Origin of the sequence: Phytohabitans kaempferiae (genome assembly GCF_042433955.1) — a bacterium.
GTDB lineage: Bacteria > Actinomycetota > Actinomycetes > Mycobacteriales > Micromonosporaceae > Phytohabitans > Phytohabitans kaempferiae.
In genome coordinates this window covers 156,745-175,875 of the sequence record NZ_JBHLUH010000077.1, presented here as the reverse complement: position 1 = coordinate 175,875, position 19,131 = coordinate 156,745, and the positions used below count along the sequence as shown (strand labels likewise).

General features: G+C 72.3%; 17 protein-coding genes. 13 read left to right on the top strand and 4 right to left on the bottom strand.

The window, feature by feature from the left end; genetic code table 11:
• Positions 1-18: 18 nt before the first annotated feature.
• From ACFFIA_RS35545 to ACFFIA_RS35505, 9 genes are all read left to right on the top strand, one after another.
• Positions 19-906, top strand: coding sequence for a fructosamine kinase family protein (locus ACFFIA_RS35545; RefSeq protein WP_377259960.1), 888 nt, complete (start codon positions 19-21; stop codon positions 904-906).
• A gap of 17 nt (positions 907-923) precedes the next feature.
• Complete coding sequence (gene moaA / locus ACFFIA_RS35540) at positions 924-1,940, top strand: GTP 3',8-cyclase MoaA (RefSeq protein ID WP_377259957.1); 1,017 nt, start codon at positions 924-926, stop codon at positions 1,938-1,940.
• On the top strand, positions 1,933-2,196 hold the full coding sequence (locus ACFFIA_RS35535; RefSeq protein ID WP_377259954.1) for a MoaD/ThiS family protein: 264 nt from the start codon (positions 1,933-1,935) through the stop codon (positions 2,194-2,196). The genes moaA and ACFFIA_RS35535 overlap by 8 nt, the downstream gene beginning before the upstream one ends.
• Positions 2,197-2,204: 8 nt before the next feature.
• A complete protein-coding gene (locus ACFFIA_RS35530; protein WP_377259951.1) occupies positions 2,205-3,422 on the top strand; it encodes a metallophosphoesterase in 1,218 nt (405 codons plus the stop codon).
• 59 nt (positions 3,423-3,481) lie between these two features.
• Positions 3,482-6,661 carry a UvrD-helicase domain-containing protein gene (locus ACFFIA_RS35525; RefSeq protein ID WP_377259948.1) on the top strand — a complete coding sequence of 1,060 codons (3,180 nt, stop codon included), beginning with the start codon at positions 3,482-3,484 and terminating at the stop codon, positions 6,659-6,661.
• 97 nt (positions 6,662-6,758) lie between these two features.
• Positions 6,759-7,622 carry an LppU/SCO3897 family protein gene (locus ACFFIA_RS35520; protein WP_377259945.1) on the top strand — a complete coding sequence of 288 codons (864 nt, stop codon included), beginning with the start codon at positions 6,759-6,761 and terminating at the stop codon, positions 7,620-7,622.
• Positions 7,623-7,804: 182 nt separating this feature from the next.
• On the top strand, positions 7,805-9,013 hold the full coding sequence (locus ACFFIA_RS35515; protein ID WP_377259942.1) for a DUF8462 domain-containing protein: 1,209 nt from the start codon (positions 7,805-7,807) through the stop codon (positions 9,011-9,013).
• Positions 9,014-9,042: 29 nt separating this feature from the next.
• A complete protein-coding gene (locus ACFFIA_RS35510; RefSeq protein ID WP_377259940.1) occupies positions 9,043-9,588 on the top strand; it encodes a DoxX family membrane protein in 546 nt (181 codons plus the stop codon).
• Between the two features lie 174 nt (positions 9,589-9,762).
• The gene (locus ACFFIA_RS35505; protein WP_377259937.1) at positions 9,763-11,277 is read left to right on the top strand and encodes a glycosyltransferase 87 family protein; all 1,515 of its coding nucleotides are present in this window, start codon (positions 9,763-9,765) and stop codon (positions 11,275-11,277) included.
• Here the strand turns inward: ACFFIA_RS35505 and ACFFIA_RS35500 are convergent.
• The 4 genes from ACFFIA_RS35500 to moaC are packed head-to-tail and all read right to left on the bottom strand — an operon-like array spanning position 11,264 to position 13,887.
• Complete coding sequence (locus ACFFIA_RS35500; protein WP_377259934.1) at positions 11,264-11,695, bottom strand: molybdenum cofactor biosynthesis protein MoaE; 432 nt, start codon at positions 11,693-11,695, stop codon at positions 11,264-11,266. The two genes, ACFFIA_RS35505 and ACFFIA_RS35500, sit on opposite strands and share 14 nt — an antisense overlap.
• Positions 11,692-12,912: a molybdopterin molybdotransferase MoeA gene (locus ACFFIA_RS35495; RefSeq protein ID WP_377259931.1), complete on the bottom strand. Its 1,221-nt coding sequence runs from the start codon at positions 12,910-12,912 to the stop codon at positions 11,692-11,694. The genes ACFFIA_RS35500 and ACFFIA_RS35495 overlap by 4 nt, the downstream gene beginning before the upstream one ends.
• On the bottom strand, positions 12,902-13,399 hold the full coding sequence (locus ACFFIA_RS35490; protein WP_377259928.1) for a MogA/MoaB family molybdenum cofactor biosynthesis protein: 498 nt from the start codon (positions 13,397-13,399) through the stop codon (positions 12,902-12,904). Before ACFFIA_RS35490 ends, ACFFIA_RS35495 begins: the two co-directional genes overlap by 11 nt.
• Complete coding sequence (moaC, locus tag ACFFIA_RS35485; RefSeq protein ID WP_377259925.1) at positions 13,396-13,887, bottom strand: cyclic pyranopterin monophosphate synthase MoaC; 492 nt, start codon at positions 13,885-13,887, stop codon at positions 13,396-13,398. Before moaC ends, ACFFIA_RS35490 begins: the two co-directional genes overlap by 4 nt.
• A gap of 692 nt (positions 13,888-14,579) precedes the next feature.
• Between moaC and ACFFIA_RS35480 the strand changes: the two genes are divergently transcribed.
• Genes ACFFIA_RS35480 through ACFFIA_RS35465 form a run of 4 tightly spaced genes read left to right on the top strand, consistent with a single transcriptional unit; the run spans position 14,580 to position 19,013 of the window.
• Positions 14,580-17,117 carry a putative bifunctional diguanylate cyclase/phosphodiesterase gene (locus ACFFIA_RS35480; protein WP_377259922.1) on the top strand — a complete coding sequence of 846 codons (2,538 nt, stop codon included), beginning with the start codon at positions 14,580-14,582 and terminating at the stop codon, positions 17,115-17,117.
• Entirely contained in the window at positions 17,114-18,448 is a 1,335-nt protein-coding gene (locus ACFFIA_RS35475; protein WP_377259919.1) for a glycosyltransferase 87 family protein, read from the top strand. The genes ACFFIA_RS35480 and ACFFIA_RS35475 overlap by 4 nt, the downstream gene beginning before the upstream one ends.
• A complete protein-coding gene (gene crcB, locus ACFFIA_RS35470) occupies positions 18,343-18,687 on the top strand; it encodes a fluoride efflux transporter CrcB (RefSeq protein WP_377259916.1) in 345 nt (114 codons plus the stop codon). Before ACFFIA_RS35475 ends, crcB begins: the two co-directional genes overlap by 106 nt.
• Complete coding sequence (locus ACFFIA_RS35465; protein WP_377259913.1) at positions 18,684-19,013, top strand: fluoride efflux transporter FluC; 330 nt, start codon at positions 18,684-18,686, stop codon at positions 19,011-19,013. Before crcB ends, ACFFIA_RS35465 begins: the two co-directional genes overlap by 4 nt.
• The last annotated feature ends 118 nt before the right edge of the window (positions 19,014-19,131 follow it).

Here is a 19,131-nt window from a genome sequence, read left to right as displayed (position 1 = left end):
TTGGTAAGAGTGGTCGCCATGGACCTCGCGTACCTTCGGGCGCATCCTGAGCATCTCCCCGCATTCCTGACCCATCAGCGGATCCGGGAGACACCGGTGCCCGGGGGGAGCATCTGCACCGCGTCCCGGCTCACGCTCGACGACGGCGCATCCCTGTTCGCCAAGGCGTGGGGCGGCGCGGCGGCGCCCGTACCCGATGGCTTTTTCGAAACGGAGGCCGCGGGGCTGCGGTGGCTGCGCGACGCCGGCGGCGCGCCCGTGCCGGAGGTGATCGCCGCACTCCCCGACCTGCTCGCGCTCGAATGGGTCGAGCCCGGCTCGGCGCTGCCGCAGGCGGCCGAGCGCCTGGGGCGCGACCTGGCGGCGACCCACCGGGCCGGCGCGGAGGTCTTCGGGGCGCAGTGGCCGGGCTTCATCGGCGCGCTGCCCGCGGACAACACGCCCTCCGCCGGGCCGTGGCCGGCGTGGTTCGCCGAGCGGCGGCTGGCACCGTACCTGCACATGTCGGCCGACAACGGCGCACTCTCCGCGCCCGACGTCGCGCTGGTCGAGCGCGTGCTCTCCCGCATCGAGGGGTACGGCGGGAGCGAGCCGCCCGCCCGCATCCACGGCGACCTGTGGCCGGACAACGTGCTGTGGGCGGCCGACGGTCGCGCCTGGCTCGTCGACCCGGCCGCGCACGGCGGCCACCGGGAGACCGACCTGGCGCAGCTCGCCCTCTTCGGTGGCGTGCCTCACCTCGATCGGGTACTCGCCGCCTACCAGGAGGCGTGGCCGCTGGCGGAGGGGTGGGAGGCACGCGTGCCGGTACACCAACTGCACCTCATGCTCGTGCACACCGCTCTCTTCGGCGCGGCCTACCGATCCGCCGTCCGTACAACGGCTGAGGCCGCGCTCCGCGCCTGACGCGGTAACGTCGAGAGATGACCAACGCAGGGCTCGTCGACCGGTATGGGAGGGTGGCGACCGACCTGCGGGTCTCACTCACCGACCGCTGCAACCTGCGCTGCGTCTACTGCATGCCCGCCGAGGGCCTGCCCTGGCTGCCCAACTCGGCGGTGCTCACCGACGACGAGGTGATCCGCCTGATCCGGGTCGCGGTCGAGCGGCTCGGGGTCGACGAGGTGCGCTTCACCGGCGGCGAGCCGCTGATCCGCCCCGGCCTGGCGAAGATCGTGACGGCGGTGGGGGAGCTGACGCCCCGCCCCCGGATCTCGCTGACCACCAACGGGATCGGCCTCGACAAGCTCGCCCGGCCACTGCGTGACGCCGGGCTCGACCGGGTCAACGTCTCGCTGGACACGCTCGACGCCGAGCGCTTCGAGCGGCTGACCCATCGGCGGCGGCTCCCCGACGTGCTGGCCGGGCTCTCGGCCGCCCGCGCCGCCGGCCTCACTCCCGTCAAGATCAACTCGGTGCTCATGCGAGACGTCAACGCGGACGAGGCGCCCGCGCTGCTGCGGTTCGCCCTCGCGGAGGGCTACGAGCTGCGTTTCATCGAGCAGATGCCGCTCGACGCCCAGCATGCCTGGGATCGTTCGCGCATGGTCACGGCGGCGGAGATCCTGGCCGTGCTGGAGGCGGAGTTCACGCTGCTGCCCGACCCGGCCGAGCGCGGCGGCGCGCCCGCCGAGACCTGGCTGGTCGACGGCTTCACCACGCCCGACGGCCGGCCGGCGAGGGTCGGCGTGATCGGCAGCGTCACGCGCCCCTTCTGCGGCGACTGCGACCGCACCCGCCTCACCGCCGACGGCCAGGTGCGCAACTGCCTCTTCGCGACCGAGGAGTCCGACCTGCGGGGCGCGCTGCGCGACGGCGCCGCCGACGAGGAGATCGCCCGCCGGTGGCGTGCGGCGATGTGGGCGAAGCGGGCCGGCCACGGCATCGACGACCCGCAGTTCCTTCAGCCGGCCCGCCCGATGTCCGCGATCGGTGGCTGACGTGACCGCCGACTCGATCACGGTGCGTTACTTCGCCGGTGCGCGAGCCGCCGCCGGCGTACCAGAAGAGCTGGCCCCCGCCGGCCTCTGCCTCGACGACCTCACGGCCGAGCTGTCGGCGCGGCGGGGCGAGCGGCTCGGCACGGTGCTCAAGGCGGCCAGCTTCCTGGTCGATGGCGTCGCCTGCCACGACCGCCGCGCGGCACTGCCCGGCGGATCGACCGTCGACGTCCTGCCCCCCTTCGCCGGAGGCTGAGCGAGCGGATGATCGGGTTCCTGGCGTTCGCGTTCGCCGTGATCGGCCTCATCCACCTCTACCTGTGGAAGCGCCTCGTCCGTGACACCACGCGACCGGGCCGCTGGCGCCGCGCCGGTTCGGTCGCCGCCGCGGTGCTGGCCGTGCTCGTGCCCACGACGCTGATCGGCACGCGCGCGGGACACTGGTGGCTGGCCTGGCCCGGCTACCTCTGGCTGGCGGTCATGTTCTATCTGATCGTCGTGCTGGTCGCCCTCGAGATCCCGATGCTGGTCGCCAAGCTGTGGCTGCGCCATCGGCGCCGGGCCGCCGCCGCGGCCGTCCCCCACGCGCCGGAGCCCGCGCTGGTCGGTGCCGCCGGCCCGGCGGTCGAGACGCCCGCGGGCGAGGTGCCGCTCGACCACAGCCCGGACCGCCGCCTCCTCCTGGCCCGCGGCGTGGCCATCTTCGCCGGGCTCACGGCCGCGGGCATCTCCGGGTACGGCATCCGCACCGCCCTCGGCCCCCCCCAGCTCGACCGGGTCGCCATCCCGATCGCCCGGCTGCCGCGCACGATGGACGGGCTGCGCATCGCGCTCGTCTCCGACATCCACCTCGGCCCGATGCGCGGTCTCAGCCACACCGAGCGGATCGTCAACATGATCAACAACATGGACGCGGACATCGTGGCGGTCGTCGGCGACATGGTCGACGGCACGGTCGAGGAGCTGGGCTCGGCCGCCGCCCCGCTTCAGCGCCTCCGCTCCCGCTACGGCGCCTACTTCGTCACCGGCAACCACGAATACTTCACGGAGTATCAGGAGTGGGTCGACGAGGTGGCCCGCCTCGGCCTCCGCCCGCTGCGCAACGAGCGGCTGGAGATCGAGGGCCTCGACCTCGCGGGCGTCAACGACATCGCCGGCAGGGAGTTCGACGACGGTCCCGACTTCGCCAAGACGTTCGACGGGCGCGACCCCAACCGCCCGACCGTGCTGCTGGCACACCAGCCGGTGCAGGCGGTAGACGCCGCGAAGTACGGCGTCGACCTCCAGCTCTCCGGCCACACGCACGGCGGGCAGATGGTGCCGTGGAGCGTGCTGGTCCGCCTCGAACAGCCGATCGTCTCCGGCCTCGGCACCGTCGACGGCACGAAGGTGTACGTCACGAACGGCGCCGGCTTCTGGGGGCCGCCCGTACGCGTCGGCGCACCCCCTCAGGTGACCCTGGTAGAGCTGAACAGCCAGTAGTAGGCGTCACGCGCGCGTGGCAACAAGCGCCGAACGAGGTAGGCATGACACTATGCGGCGTGCCTCCGTTCAGCGTTGCACCTCAGGACAGCTCGACCGGCAGCGAACCGTACGTTGTTGACCTCCACATCCACTCGAAGTACTCCCGCGCCTGCAGTCGCGACCTGAACCTTCCCAACCTGGCCTGGTGGGCGCGGCGCAAGGGCGTCAGCGTGCTCGGCACCGGTGACTTCACCCACCCCGCCTGGCACGATCACCTGCGCGAGACCCTCCACCCCGCCGAGCCGGGGCTCTACCGTCTCAGCCCGGATACGGAGCGTGACATCGCCCGCCGGCTGCCGCCTCGGCTGGCCAGCACCGCCGAGGCCGACCCGGTGCGCTTCATGCTGAGCGTGGAGATCTCCACCATCTACAAGCGCGACGACCGCACGCGCAAGGTCCACCACCTCATCTACCTGCCCGACCTCGACGCCGTGTCCCGCTTCAACACCGCGCTCGGCCGGATCGGCAACCTTGGCGCCGACGGACGCCCCATCCTCGGCCTCGACTCGCGTGACCTGCTGGAGATCACGCTTGAGGCGAGCCCGGACGGATACCTCGTGCCGGCGCACATCTGGACCCCGTGGTTCTCCGCCCTCGGCAGCAAGTCGGGTTTCGACGCCATCGCGGACTGTTACGCCGACCTCGCCGACCACATCTTCGCCGTGGAGACCGGCCTCTCCTCCGACCCCGAGATGAACTGGCGCGTGTCCAGCCTCGACCGCTACCAGCTGGTGTCCAACTCGGACGCGCACTCGCCGCCGGCCCTCGCCCGCGAGGCGACCGAGCTGACCGCGCCGCGCGACTACTACGGCATCCGCGAGGCGCTGCGCACCGGCAACGGGCTGCACGGCACGATCGAGTTCTTCCCGGAAGAGGGCAAGTACCACGCCGACGGCCACCGCGCCTGCGGGGTCAACTGGCAGCCCGACCAGACCCGCGCCGCCGGCGGGCTCTGCCCCGAGTGCGGCAAGCCGCTGACCGTGGGCGTACTCAGCCGGGTCGAAGACCTCGCCGACCGCACCGGGTCGCGCGCCGGGGCCAAGCAGGTGACTCACCTGCTGTCGCTGCCGCAGATCGTCGGCGAGATCCACGGCGTGGGGCCGCGCTCCAAGACCGTCGACGGGCAGGTCAACACGCTCGTCGCGGCGCTCGGCTCGGAGCTGCACATCCTCACCCGTACGCCGCTCGCCGACATCGGCCAGGCCGGGGGCGAGCTGCTCGCCGAGGCGATCGGCCGGCTGCGCCGCGGACAGGTGCGGCGGATTCCGGGGTACGACGGCGAGTACGGCGTGATCAGCATCTTCCAGCCCGACGAGCTGCCCCGCGGCGGTAGTAACGCGCACCAGCCGGACGCGCTGTTCGACATACCGGTGCCGGCGCAACGCCGCCCGGCCGAGCCGACACCCCGGCGCAAGGCGGAGGCGCCGAAGGCCCCGCGCGCGCCCAAGGCGGCCCCGCCCATCGCACCGCCCGCCTCGCCGCACGAGCCGTTCGAGCCGATGCTCTCCGGGATGGAGGAGGTCGGCACCGGCCTGCTCGACCGCCTCGACGCGCTCCAGCGGGTCGCCGCCTCGGCACCGGGCGGGCCGCTGCTGATCGTGGCCGGCCCGGGCACCGGCAAGACCCGCACGCTGACCCACCGCATCGCGTACCTCTGCGCCGAGCTGAACGTCTATCCCGAGCACTGCCTGGCGATCACCTTCACCCGGCGGGCGGCCGAGGAACTGCGCGAGCGGCTCGACGGGCTGCTCGGGCCGGTCGCCGAAGACGTCACGGTCGCCACCTTCCACTCGCTGGGCCTCGCGATCCTCCGCGAGCATCCGGAGGCGGCCGGGCTCACCGCCGGGTTCGGGGTCGCTGACGACGCCCAGCGGGCGGAGGCGCGCGCCGAGGCGGGCGACGACCCGGAGGCGTACGTCAAGGTGCTCCGCCAGCAAAACCTGGTCGACCTCGACGAACTGGTCGAGCTGCCGGTCGCGCTGCTGCGGGACGACCCGGAGCTGGTCGACAGCTACCGGGCCCGGTGGCGGTGGATCTTCGTGGACGAGTACCAGGACGTCGACGCCACGCAGTACGACCTGCTCCGCCTGCTCAGCCCGCCGGACGGCAACCTGTGCGCGATCGGCGACCCCGACCAGGCGATCTACTCGTTCCGCGGCGCCGACGTCGCGTACTTCCTTCGGTTCTCGCAGGACTTCACCGACGCCCGGCTGGTACGGCTGACCCGCAACTACCGCTCGGCCGCACCGATCGTGGCCGCCGCCGTGCAGGCAATCGCCCCCTCGACGCTGGTGAACGGTCGGCGGCTCGACCCGGCGCGGCTCGACCCGGAGGCGCCACTGCTCGGCCTGTACCCCGCGAGCACCGCCGCCGACGAGGCCGACTTCGTCCGCCGCACCGTAGACGAGCTGGTCGGCGGCGTCTCGCACCGCTCGCTCGACTCGGGGCGGATCGACGGCCGCTCCTCGACCATCTCCTTCGCCGACGTGGCGGTGCTGTACCGGACCGACGCGCAGGCCGCCCCGATCATCGAGGCGCTGTCCCGGGCCGGCATCCCGGTGCAGAAGCGCTCGCACAACCGGCTGCGCGACCGCAGTGGCGTCGGGGCGATCGCCCGTGAGCTGCGCCACGCCGACGGGCTGGGCGGATCGATCGCGGCCCGCGTACGGCTGGCCGGCCAGGTGCTCGCCCAGCGCTTCACCGCGCCCACGCTCGACGCGCCGGCGGCGACCAGCCCAGAGGACATCTGGGCGGCGGTCGAGGTGCTGACCCCGCTGGCCCACCGGTGCGGCGACGACCTGGAGCTGTTCCTGTCGCAGCTCGCGACGGGCGCCGAGGTCGACGCGCTCGACCCGCGCGCCGAGGCGGTCACGCTGCTCACGCTGCACGCCGCGAAGGGCCTGGAGTTTCCGGTGGTCTTCCTGGTGGGCTGCGAAGACGGGCTGCTCCCGCTGCGGCTTCCCGGCCGGCCCCCGACCGACGACGACCTCGCCGAGGAGCGGCGCCTGTTCTTCGTCGGCGTCACCCGGGCGCAGGACCGCCTGTACATCAGCCACACCGCCCGCCGTACCCGCTTCGGCACGGAGCGTGAGGCCAGGCCGACACCGTTCCTGAACGCCATCGACGGTGGCCTCTTCGAGCGGCTCGGCGACGCCGGACCCCGCCGACCCAAGGACCGCCAACTGCGCCTCCTCTGACAGATTGAGCCGGTGAGATTGGCGCGCTTCCGGGAGGTATGCCGAGGGGGTCGCCACGCTACGGTGACCGGGAGCATCGCAGTGGGAGGGCTGTCACATGTCTAACTACGGGCCATATCCCGGCCCGCCGCAGGAGCCGTGGGGGCGGCAGCCGCAGGATCCGTACGGGCAGCCATCCGACCCCTGGGGCGGCCAGCCGGACCCGTGGGGTGGGCAGCCGGCGTCGACGCCACCGGCCGGTCCCGCCTCCCCTGCTCCCTATCCAGGATACGACCAGGGCGGCTACGACCAGGGCGGATACCAGCAGCCTGGCTACGGGCAGGGCGGCGGCGGTTACGACCGCGGCTACGACCAGGGCTACGACCAGGGCGGCTCGCGTTACGACCAGGGGCGCTCGGGTCACGACCAGGGCGGCCAGGGATACGGGGCGACCCGGCAGTACGACCAGCCCGGCTACCCGCCGGTGCCTCCGACCGAGCCGGTGTGGGGCCAGCCGGTGCCCCCGCCGCCGCCCAAGAAGAGCAGCCGCGCGCTGATCTTCGTGATCGTGGCGCTGGCGCTGCTGGTCGTGGCGGGCGGCGTGGCGGCCGTGGTCAAGCTGGGCGGCTCCGGCGAGACGCCCCTGACTCAGCAGACCACTCCGGCACCGGGCGATCCGACCGGCGAGCCCGGCGGCGCGCCTGAGCCCGAGCCGACGCAGGATGCCACTCCCGCGCCGGAAAACTCCACCGATGCCAGGTTTGTCAAGGCTGGCCAGTGCGTGGTCAACGAGGGCTCCAACGACCAGCCGGTTCTCAAGATCGTCGAGTGTGGGTCGAAGACGTTCGAGGTGCTGGCGCGCTTCGACGGCACCATCGACTACGAGACGAAGTGCAAGACCGTCGAGGGCTACCAGTTCCACTACTTCTTCGACAGCGAGCTCAACCCGCTCGACTTCGTGCTCTGCCTCAAGCAGCGATAGCCTCGGGCACCTCCGCCAGCGGGGGCGAGCGCGGCGAGCGCCACCGATAACCGCTTACCGATAACCGCTTATAGCGCCGTCTAGCGATCAAGCTAGACGGCGCTATTCTTCTGTCGATTTCCCTCGACACGCCTATACGGCTTTCTAGGTTCTGCCATAGACGAGCCGATACGGTGCGATACGTGGATCCGGTCCGCAACCCCTACGCGCCGGGCGCCGGGCAACGGCCGCCTGAGCTCGCCGGCCGCGACCGCGAGCTGGAAGTCTTCGACGTCGTGCTGGAGCGGGTCGCCCGCGGCCGCCCCGAGCGCAGCCTGATGCTCACCGGCCTGCGCGGCGTCGGCAAGACGGTGCTGCTCAACACGCTCCGCTCGCAGGCCATCGGGCGGCTGTGGGGCACCGGCAAGATCGAGGCGCGCCCCGACCAGTCGCTGCGCCGGCCGGTGAGCGCGGCGCTGCACATGGCCGTGCGCGAGCTGGCGCCGCACCACCGCGCTCCCGACCGGATCGACGAGTTCCTCGGCGTGCTCAAGGCGTTCGCCCTGCGTACCAACGCGGCCAACGCCAAGCTCCGCGACCGCTGGCAGCCCGGCATCGACGTGCCGGCGCGGGCCGGGCGGGCCGACTCGGGCGACATCGAGATCGACCTGGTGGAGCTGTTCACCGACGCGGCGAGCGTGGCGACCGACGTGGGCACCGGCATCGCGCTCTTCATCGACGAGATGCAGGATCTCGGGCCGGAGGACATCTCCGCGCTCTGCGCCGCCTGCCACGAGCTATCCCAGCTCGGCGCGCCGCTGATCGTGGTCGGCGCCGGGCTGCCGCACCTGCCGGCCGTGCTCTCCGCCGCCAAGTCGTACTCCGAGCGGCTCTTCCGGTACCAGCGGATCGACCGGCTCGACCGGCTCTCCGCCGACCAGGCGCTCGGCGCGCCGGCCTCCCGAGAGGATGTCGAGTACGAGCAGAAGGCACTCGACCTGCTCTACGAGAAGTCCGGCGGCTATCCGTACTTCGTGCAGGCCTACGGGAAGGCGACCTGGGACCACGCGCCACGCACGCCGATCACGTCGGAAGACGTACGCGTGGCGGCGCCCGAGGCCGAGGCGGAGCTGGCGGTGGGCTTCTTCGGCTCGCGGTACGAGCGGGCCACGCCGGCCGAGCGGGAGTACATGCGGGCGATGGCCACGCTCTCCGCCACTGAAGAGTCGACCGACGACATGGACGCGGCCGTGCCGACCGCCGAGATCGCCAAGTCGCTGGGGCGCAAGCCGGCCAGCCTCTCGCCGGCCCGCGACGCGCTCATCAAGAAGGGACTGATCTACTCGGGCGAGCGGGGGACGGTCGCGTTCACGGTGCCACACTTCGGCCGATACCTGCGGACCGTGGGATAACCGGCACCCCGAGCGGGTATGAAGAGCGCATGACACCCGTACGTACCGTGGCTCGTGCCATGCTCAGTGCGATCTTCGTGGCCAACGGCGCGCGGGCGGTGGTCAACCCTGATCCCTACGTGGCGAAAGCCAAGCGGGTCACGGACCTGGTCGCCCCGATGCTGGAGAAGGCGCCGGTCCAGTTGCCCACCGACGCGCGCTCACTGGTCCGGCTCAACGGCGCGGTGCAGGCGGTCGCCGGGCTGCTCCTGGTCACCGGCCGTGGCCGCCGCGCCGCCGCGGCAACGCTGGCGGGCACGCTCGTGCCGACCACGTTGGCCGGTCACGCGTTCTGGGAGCAGGGCGACCCGGACGAACGGCGGGCTAATCAGATCCACTTCCTGAAGAACATCAGCATGCTCGGCGGCCTGCTCCTGGCCGCGGCCGACACCGAGGGTCAGCCGAGTCTCACCTGGCGCACGGGACGCTTCATGGATGACAGCCGGCGCTCGATCAGGCGCAGCATCCGCACCGCGCGGCGGGACGCCCGCATCGCGATGAAGTCGGCTGCGGCAGCTCGTCACCTGCCCGGATAACCGACATGAATCACCTGAACTACTCACCGTACGTTAACCCGTTTGAAATGTCGCGAACCAGTGTGGGATCGGACACGGTCGGGTAACGCAGGAGGTACTGGAGTGACAGGCCGTTCTAGGCTGCTAGGCGGACCTGGGTGGGAAGTACGACATCGGTACGGGGGTGGCCACGCCATGCCGGCGACCGTCGGGAGACGGATGGGCCGCCTCGCCCCAGTCCGCCGCGTGTTGCGTGAGATCGACCTGTGGGTCGTCATTCGGATCGGCATTGTGGCCGGGGCCTTTTACGCTGCTTGGCGCGCCATCGAGGCGTACGGGCGTCCGTATGACTTCTTCGACATGAAGATCTACCACGGTGCGGTGGCCTGGTGGGCGGGCGGCAACGAGATCTACGAGTTCATCGCACCGGGCACGACACTCGGTTTCACCTACCCACCCTTCGCGGGCCTCGCGATGCTGCCGATGGCGATCTTCTCGGTCAAGGCCGCGGGCGTCATCAACGTCATCGCCAGCCTCGCCGCCCTCGCGGTGGTGCTCGCCGCGTTGCTCGCCCCGATCGCCCGCCGATACGGCTGGTCGCTCTGGTTTGTCGTGGGCATCGCGACCGCGCTGGCCCTGGCCACCGAGCCGGTCCGCGAGACGCTCGGCTACGGCCAGGTCAACCTGCTGCTCTTCGCCCTGATCTTCGCCGACCTGGTGGCGCTGCGCTGGCGCGGCCGGGGCCCGAGCCGCTCTCTCCTCAGTGGGCGCGGGCAGCTCGCCCGCTTCTGGGCGAGCGGGGCGTGGGCCGGCGCCGGCATCGGCCTGGCCACCTCGATCAAGCTGACCCCCGCGCTCTTCATCGTCTACCTGATCATCACGCGGCAGTGGCGGGTCGCCTTCACCGCGATCGCCACCGCGGTCGGCGTCACGGTGGCGACCTTCGCGGTGGCCGGGCGCGAGTCGATGACGTACTGGACCAGCGTGCTCTGGCAGACCGAGCGCGTGGGCGCGGCCGACATGACGCCCAACCAGTCGCTCGCCGGCGTGCTCGCCCGCATGTACGACTCGGTGACCGCGCCCACCCTGCTCTGGCTGACGTTCTCGCTGCTGCTGCTCGCCGTGGGGCTCTCCCGCGCCTCGCACGCGCACGCCGACGGTGACGAGCTGACCGCGTTCACGCTGGTCGGGCTCACCACCAATGTGATCAGCCCGATCTCCTGGTCGCACCACCTGTTGTACGTGATCCCGGCGATGATCATCCTGGTCGACGGGACACTGCGACGACGCGACGCGAGCCGGGGGCCGATCCGGCGGCCCAGGCCGGTGACCTCGGGGCTCTCCGCGCTCACCGGCCTGCGCGTGCCGAGCTGGTTCCCCGCGTTGACCGGCATTCGGCACGCGCTGGCGGCCGTGGCGATCTACGTGCTCTTCGTGCGCTCGCCCATCTGGCCGTACGAGCACCGCCTGCCGCAGGTCTCCCACTACGCCGACGGGCTGTGGGGCGCGCTGATGGAAAACTCCCTCGCGCTGTCGCTGATCGTGCTGCTGGCGGCGCTGCCCTGGCGGCCCGGTGCCGAGCCGGCCTTCTACGGCCCGTCGTACACGGTCGGCAACACGGTGCTGCGCCCTCGGCGCCCCGAGTCCGTGCAGCCGCGCGAGGTGGCGGAGGAGCCGCGCCAGCCCGACCAGGCGCTCAGGGGCAGTTGACCCACTCGTCGGTGCCGTCGGTGAAGATCTGGTGCTTCCAGATCGGCAGCCGCGCCTTGACCTCGTCGACGAGGCGGGCGCAGGCGGCGAAGGCGGCGGCCCGGTGTGCGGTGCTCACCGCGGCCACGAGCGCGACGTCGCCGATCTCGAGGGGACCGACGCGGTGGGAGACGGCCACCGCGTAGACCTCGGGGTCGGCGGCGATCTCGGTCGCCACCTCGCGGAGCACCGCCTCGGCGGAGGGATGACCTTCGTACTCCAGCTTGGTCACCGTGCGCCCGTGGTCGTGGTCGCGCACCACACCTTGGAACGACACCACCGCCCCGGCCCGCCGCTCGGAGACCGCGGCCTCGTGCGCGGCCAGGTCGAGCGGCTCGGTGGTGACCGAGAGGAGCGCGACGAGGCTGTCGGCGGTCATGGACGCTCTCCCGAAAAGAGGGGGAGTGGCACGAACGGCACTGTCGCCCCCGGCTCGCCGGTCGTCTCCGGCTCGATCACCGCGAAGCCGTCGGCCTGGGCCAGCCCGCGGAGCATGGCCGAGCCGACGTGGCGCACCGGATGCGCGACGCGGTCTACCGGGTCGACGCGGACCAGCGCCAGATGCGTGTACCCCCCGCGCCCCGGCACCGCCTCGGCCAGCGTGATCGTGGGGAGCGCCGGCGCGGGGCGACCGTGCAGCCCGGCCAGCAGCGGCGCGACGAGCGACACCAGCGCGACGATCGCGGACTGCGGATTGCCGGGGAGGCCGGCGAGGAAGCGGGGGCGACCGTCGGGGCCGGGCACGCGGGCCAGGAGCATCGGGAAGCCGGGGCGTACGGCGACCGTGTTGACCACGTACTCCCCGCCCAGCTCACGCAGCGCCGGATGGAGGTGGTCGACCGGGCCACGCATGGTGCCGCCCGTGGTGCACACCAGCTCGGCCGCGTCGAGGGCCTTGCGGATGGCGGCGATGTGCGCGCTGAGCGTGTCTTCCACCGGGCCGACGAAGAGCCCTGGCTCCGCACCGTATCGCCGCAGCCAGGCCGGCACCGGCGCGCCGAGCGCGTCACGGACCCGGCCGGCGCCGGGGAGCCCGGTGGTGAGCAGCTCGTCACCGAAGACCAGCAGGGCGGCGCGGGGCGGGCGGCGCACCGGCAGCGTGTCGTAGCCGCACGAGGCGGCCAGGCCGATCACGCCGGGGTTGACCGCCGCGCCGGCGGGGAGCAGCACCTCGCCGCGGTGTGCCTCGTCGCCGGGCACGCGCCACTCGGGCTGGGCCCGGGGCGTGCCGGCCACCAGCCCCTCGGGCGTGTGTGTCGACTCCTCCACGCGGAGCACCGAGGTGGCGCCCTCGGGCAGCATCGCGCCGGTGGCGATCTCGACGGTCGTGCCGTCTTGGTCGAGCGGGGCCGGGCTGCTGCCGGCGAGGACCCGCCCGACCACGCGCCACGGCCCGGGCCCGCGCACCGCCCAACCGTCCACACTGGAGGTCGGGAAGGCGGGCAGGTCGGTCAGCGTGGTCAGCGGCGCGGCCAGCGTGTGGCCGTCGGCCTCGGCGAGCGGCACGTGCACCGCCGGCTGTGCTGCGGCCAGGCCCGCCTCGTACACCAGCGAACGCGCCCGCGCCCAGGCGACCGGAGCCGTCTCAGTGCCCACCGGACGAGCCTATCCCCAGGTGGTCACCGCCACGCAGCTGATCTACGGCGTGCGCGAGCAGCGGTCCGAGCACGGCCAGGCCGTCGCGTGCCCCGCCCTTCGAGCCGGGGAGGTTGACCACGAGGGTACGGCGGGCGACCCCGGCCAGCCCGCGGGAGAGCGCGGCGGTCGGCACCTTCTCCCGCCCGTGTGCCCGGATCGCCTCGGCGATGCCCGGCACCTCGTAGTCGAGCAGCTCGCGGGTCACATCGGGAGTGCGGTCGGTCGGTGAGATGCCGGTGCCGCCACTGGTCAGCACCACGTCCATCCCGTCCGTGAGGGCGCGACGCAGCTCCGCGCCGACCGGCTCGCCGTCCGGTACGACCACCGGCTCGTCCACCTCGCAGCCCAGCTCGCGCAGCCCGTCGACGAGCAGGGGGCCGCTGGTGTCGGCGTAGACGCCCGCGGCCGCCCGGTTGGAGGCGACGACCACGCGGGCCCGGATCACGGGCGATCCTCGGGGCGGACCCAGTCGCCGGTCTTGCCGCCCTCCTTGCGAAGCACGCGTACCCCCTCGATCGAGGCGGCCGGGTCGACGGCCTTGACCATGTCGATCAGCGCGAGCCCGGCGGTGGCCACGGCGGTCAACGCCTCCATCTCCACACCGGTGCGGTCGGCGGTCTTGGCGCTCGCCGTGATCTCCACGCTCTCGCCGGCCAGCTCGAAGTCGACGGTCACGCCGTGCAGCGCGATCGGATGGCACAGGGGGATGAGGTCGGGCGTGTGCTTGGCGCCCATGATGCCGGCGACCCTGGCCACGGCCAGGGCGTCTCCCTTCGGCAGGCCGTCCCGGCGGAGCAGGTCGACGACCTCGGACGTGGTGCGCAGGCGCCCGGCGGCGACCGCGCGGCGCACCGAGACCGACTTGGCGGAGACGTCGACCATGCGGGCGGCGCCGGCTTCGTCTACGTGCGTGAGATGGGCGGAATCCGTCACCAGGTGAGCTTAAGCTCCCAGCCGAAGCGAGGTGACTCGGACGTCCGGGCCCGCCATTGCCCGCAACGGTCCTAATAGGACATTCCCTTCGCGGGACCTCGGCGATCGCAACGGGCTTCGACGCCCCACGTTGCATTTCCAGGCGTTGCAGTCCGCGCTTCTCGGGCCGGATGAGATCAGGTATCGAAGAGCTTTTGGGTATCTGATCAAATAGGCAGCCGATCGGAACGTGCGTCCGCATTGGCACGCGGCTCACAATGCGCCTATTGGTCATCTGCTGTACCGTTCTGCCTTGCACGACAGCATGTGAGCAGGCGATCTACAAGATCGACTCCTTTCCATAAGGCAACCGGGGCGGCAACTGTAGGTGGAGCGGAAACGCGCTCGATAGCAGTGCGATTGCGCTCTGTCCACAAATGAGGACAGCCCGTGACAATCCGGGCCTTACTTGCTAATGCTGCGCATTACGACACTTATTGATGCTAACTGCGCGACCCCTACCTTAGGCTCCGAGTCAGTAAGACGGGGGTCGGATTGGCGCATAGCGGAAAGCAATTCCGCGATGTGCGTGCGGGACGAAGGGGAGACGTCATGCGCAGCAGCGAATGGGGCTGACAAAGCCTGACTTCGCGCCACGATCGCGGGAGTAAAGTACCGTCAACCCGTACGATCAGTCGGCGCCAGGGACCGGTGTGGCCCAGACAACACGACGAGAGACTGAGACCGATCAGCGGCTAGTGCGGCTTGTCGGTCTCGTCGTCGTATTAGCTGGTTGTGCTGCCCTTCTCGCGGGCCGGGCCGTCGCCGCCAACCCGCCGTCCAGCGCCAGGGATCTCGCGATCCTCGCCACGCTCGTGCTGCTTGTGGCGCTCGCGATGATCGTCAAGTCGCCGGTCCGGATCCGCTCGGCCACCCACTACACCGCGTGGACCGACGCCGCCATCATGATCGCGGTGGCCGTCGTGCCGCTGAGCTGGGCCCTGCTGTGTGTCGGTCTCGGGGTGGCCGTCGCCGCGTTCTTCATCCGCCTGCCACTCATCAAGTTCGTCTTCGCCGTCGCCAAGAACATGTTGGTGGCGGCGGGCGCGGGCATGGTGCTGCTGCTGGTGGGGTGGGAGTGGCAGGCCGCAGGAGCCGCCGGCGTACTGGATATCGTCGGTCCGCTAAGCGCCGCCTACCTCGTCACCGCGTTCCTCGACGACATCCTCGCCATCCCCGTCATCGCCCTCGCCGCCGGCACCCCGATCCTCCGCCGTTTTCAGGCCAACTGGGATCTGCGCCTGGCCAGCTTCGTCGTGCACTACCTCGTGGTCACGTGCACGTTGGCCATCCTCCAGGCAGACAGCCTGCTGCTCCTGGCCATGCCACCGCTCGTGCTCAGCCTCCACCTCGCATACTCCGCACGGCTTCGCCAACGGGTGGAGCGGGAGGCGTGGCAGCGGCTGGCGCAGGCCACCGACGCGCTCAACGACGTCGACCTCGACGCCGTGCTGATCAGTGCGGTCACCCGCGCCGCCGAGCTCTTCTCGGTCGACGAGGTCGAGGTCGAGCTGCACGGCCAGCCCCGGCTGGTGCGAGGCAACGCCGACGGCGTGACGTACGACGGGCCCGCCGCCGACGCGCCGGCCACCACCGGCACGGTGATCCCGCGCGCGCTGGAGGGGCACGACGGCAGCGCCAGCGTCGGCGAGCTGCGGCTGCGGCTGCGCAGCCCGGTCAAGCTCTCCGAGCGCGAGCGGTACACGCTGCGCACCTTCGCCTCCGCCCTCTGCACGGCGGTGCGCAACGCCTCGGCGTACGAGGAGCTGACCCGGGTCGCCGCCGAGCACGCGAAGGCGGCGGCACACGACGCGCTCACCGGGCTGGCCAACCGCCGGCAGCTGCTCGAGCACGGCACCGAGCGGCTCGCCAACCGCCACGCCGACGGGGTCACCGCGCTGGTGCTGATCGACCTCAACCACTTCAAGGAGGTCAACGACACGCTCGGGCACGCCGCCGGCGACCGCGTGCTTGTCGAGGTGGCCCAGCGGCTGCGTCGGGAGGCCCGCCCCGACGACCTGGTCGCGCGGCTGGGCGGAGACGAGTTCGCGGTGCTCATCACCGGGCTGCCCGCGCCCGCCATCGCGGCACACCGCGCCGAAGGGCTGCTCGCCGCGCTGCACGAGCCGATGTCGCTTGACGGCATGCGGATCAGCGTGGAGGCGAGCGGCGGCATCGCGGTCGCGCCCGGCAGCGGTGGCATGGCCGAGCTGCTGCGCCGGGCCGACGTCGCGATGTACCAGGCCAAGCGCTCCGGCCAGCGCACCGCCACGTACGCCCGCACGCGCGACACCGCCGACGTCGGCCGCCTCGCGCTCGGCGGCGACCTGCCGCGGGCGCTGACCCAGCACGAGTTCACCGTGACGTTCCAGCCGATCGTCGACCTGGCCAGCGGGGAGGTGGTGGCCGCAGAGGCGCTGGCCCGCTGGCGCCATCCCGACCGGGGCGACCTCGACCCGCTGCGGTTCCTGGAGACGGTAGAGCGCTCCGGGCTGCTGCCGGCGTTCGCCGACGCGGTGCTCGACCAGTCGCTGACCGCGGCGGGCACCTGGCGCGACGCCGGCTTCGACCTGCCGGTCGCGGTCAACGTCTCGCCGCGCAGCCTGCTCGACCCGCGCTTCCCGAGTTCGGTGGTGGCCCGGCTGCGCGCTCACGACCTGCCGCCCGACCGCCTCTTCCTGGAGCTGACCGAGACGCTCACGATCAGCCAGCTCGAGGTGGTCGACCAGGTGCTGGGGCAGTTGCGCGACGCGGGCGTACGCCTCGCGCTCGACGACTTCGGCACCGGCTACTCGTCGCTGTCGGTGCTCTCCCGCATTCCGGTACACGAGTTGAAGATCGACCGCGGCTTCGTGCGCGAGATGGAGACCTCGCCCGAGGCGGCGGCGGTCATCCGCTCCACATTGGACCTGGGGCGCAGCCTCAACCTCGTCGTGGTGGCCGAGGGAGTGGAGAGCGAGCCGCAGCGGCGGGCGCTGTGGGAGATGGGCTGCACCGCCGGGCAGGGGCACCTCTTCGCTCGCCCGATGCCCCCGGCCCGCCTCCTCGCCGCGCTGCACCGCGGCTCCGGCGGGCGCCCCGGCACGCTCGCGCCCGCGCTGCACGACGAGGGCTCGGTCATCCGGCTGTCGCCCAACCGCCGGCCCGGTGGCCGCAACCGCGGAGACCGCCTGCCACACTTGCCCGCGTGAACGTCGCGGCCGCCATCCGAAACCGCACGCTCCCCGCCGACCTGGCCCTCTACGGCCTTTCCGCGGTCTTCGCCGCGATCACCGCGGCCACCTCCACGCTGCTGCCGCACCGTGCGTGGGGGGCGGTCGCCACCGCCGGCTACGCGCTCGCGGCCATCGCCGTCGGGGTCCAGATGGTGACCGGCCGATCGGGTACGCGGGGGAGGACGCTCATCGCCGCGTTCGCCTTCGCCACCACCGCGCTGCTGCCGATGGTGGTGCAGGCCGTGCAGCGCGCGGACGGGCGCACCGACCGGGCGCAGGAGGAGGTGGTCGTCGTCGAGCACGGCGGTGAGCGCCTGCTCGACCACGGCACGCCGTACCTCTCCAGCGACACCATCGCCACCTTGCCGGCGGGGGAGCAGTTGCTCGGCTACCTGCCGTACCAGCCGGGCATGGCGCTTTTCGGGCTGCCCCGGGCGCTCGCCGGCGACGCGTGGTGGACGGATTCCCGGATCTGGTTCGCGCTGGTCACGATCGCCGCGCTGGGGCTCGCCGTCCGCCTGCTCGAGCGGGGACCCGCGCTGCTGCGCGCCCTCCAGCTCAGCGCCGTGCTGCCGCTCGTACCGCTGACTCTGGCGACGGGCGGTGACGACGTGCCCGTACTCGCGCTGTGTCTTCTGGCTCTGACTCTGTGCACGGCGCGGCGTTACGGCGCGGCGGGGGTCGCGGTGGGAGTGGCCGCCGCGCTCAAGCTCTTCGCGTGGCCGGTCGTGGCCGTGCTGCTGGTGCTCGCGCTGACCGCGGGACGCCGGCCGGCGGCGCGGCTCGCGGCCGGCGCGATCGGGCTGCCCGCCGCGGCGCTCCTGCCCGCCGTGCTGGTCGACGCCAACGCGCTGGTCGACAACGTGATCCGCTTCCCACTCGGCGAGGGGGTGGTGACGAGCCCGGCGCAGTCGCCGTTCCCCGGCTATCTGATCGCGTCCAACCTCCCCGGTGGCCGCGCCATCGCCGGCGCGCTGCTCGCGGCCGCGGCGGTGACGATCGCCGTCTGGCTCGTCCGCCGCCCGCCGCGCACGGCCGCCGCCGCTGCCACCATCTGCGGGTACGGGCTGCTCACCGCGATCCTGCTCATGCCCTCGACCCGGTTCGGATATCTGCTGTATCCGGTCGCCTTCCTCGCCTGGGTACCGGCCCTGCGACGCCCGGCATGGGTCGCCGCCCAGCGTGGGACGCGGCTGCTGTCGTGGCCGTGGGCGGGGCGCTCGGCGCGGCCGCCCGGTACGGTGCCGGCGTCGCCTGGCCACACGCGACCGACGGCTTCCCCTGGGCCACGCTCGCGGTCAACGTGACCGGCTGCCTGGCGATCGGCGTGCTGGCCGGGCTGGCGCCGCGCCACCGGCTGGCCATGCCGTTTCTGGGCACGGGCGTGCTGGGCGGCTTCACGACCTACTCCACGTACGCGGTGGACGCGTGGACGCTCGCCGACGCCGGCCGCCCGCTGGCCGCATTGGCGTACGTGTTCGGCACACTGGCCGCCGCGCTCGTCGCGGTCTGGGCCGGCCACCGTCTACTTCGGAGGCCGGCGTGACGCTGGTGCTCGTACTGGTCGGTGGCGCGGTCGGCGCGGTCACGCGCTATCTGGTCCGCTTCGCGCTGCCGTGGCCCACCGTCTGGGTCAACGTCGCCGGCTCGGCGCTGCTCGGCCTGCTCGCCGGGCTCGGCAGCGGGCTGCCGGGATGGGTCGGCACGCTGGTGGGGATCGGGTTCTGCGGTGCGCTGACGACGTACTCGACGTTCGCGCTGGAGACGTACGAGCTGGGGCGCTCCCGGCGCGCGTTGTGGAACGTGGCGGTCACACTCCTCGCCGGCATCGGGGCGGCCGTGGTGGGCGTGGGGCTGGGCCGGCTCTTCTGATCTTCGTACCCGCGTGTGACTCGCGCCCCGGCGGCGGCACGGCTCCACGCACCGCTCGACGTGCTCGTGGTCCGCGAACCCCGATGCCGAGGTGGCTGGGCACTGACCCGACCGGGCG

Excerpts from the sequence above, each read along its gene's own strand:
- ACFFIA_RS35545 (WP_377259960.1), top strand. The coding sequence starts at position 19 with ATGGACCTCGCGTACCTTCGGGCGCATCCTGAGCATCTCCCCGCATTC.
- moaA (WP_377259957.1), top strand. The coding sequence starts at position 924 with ATGACCAACGCAGGGCTCGTCGACCGGTATGGGAGGGTGGCGACCGAC.
- ACFFIA_RS35530 (WP_377259951.1), top strand. The coding sequence starts at position 2,205 with ATGATCGGGTTCCTGGCGTTCGCGTTCGCCGTGATCGGCCTCATCCAC.
- ACFFIA_RS35520 (WP_377259945.1), top strand. The coding sequence starts at position 6,759 with ATGTCTAACTACGGGCCATATCCCGGCCCGCCGCAGGAGCCGTGGGGG.
- ACFFIA_RS35510 (WP_377259940.1), top strand. The coding sequence starts at position 9,043 with ATGACACCCGTACGTACCGTGGCTCGTGCCATGCTCAGTGCGATCTTC.
- ACFFIA_RS35505 (WP_377259937.1), top strand. The coding sequence starts at position 9,763 with ATGCCGGCGACCGTCGGGAGACGGATGGGCCGCCTCGCCCCAGTCCGC.
- ACFFIA_RS35500 (WP_377259934.1), bottom strand. The coding sequence starts at position 11,695 with ATGACCGCCGACAGCCTCGTCGCGCTCCTCTCGGTCACCACCGAGCCG.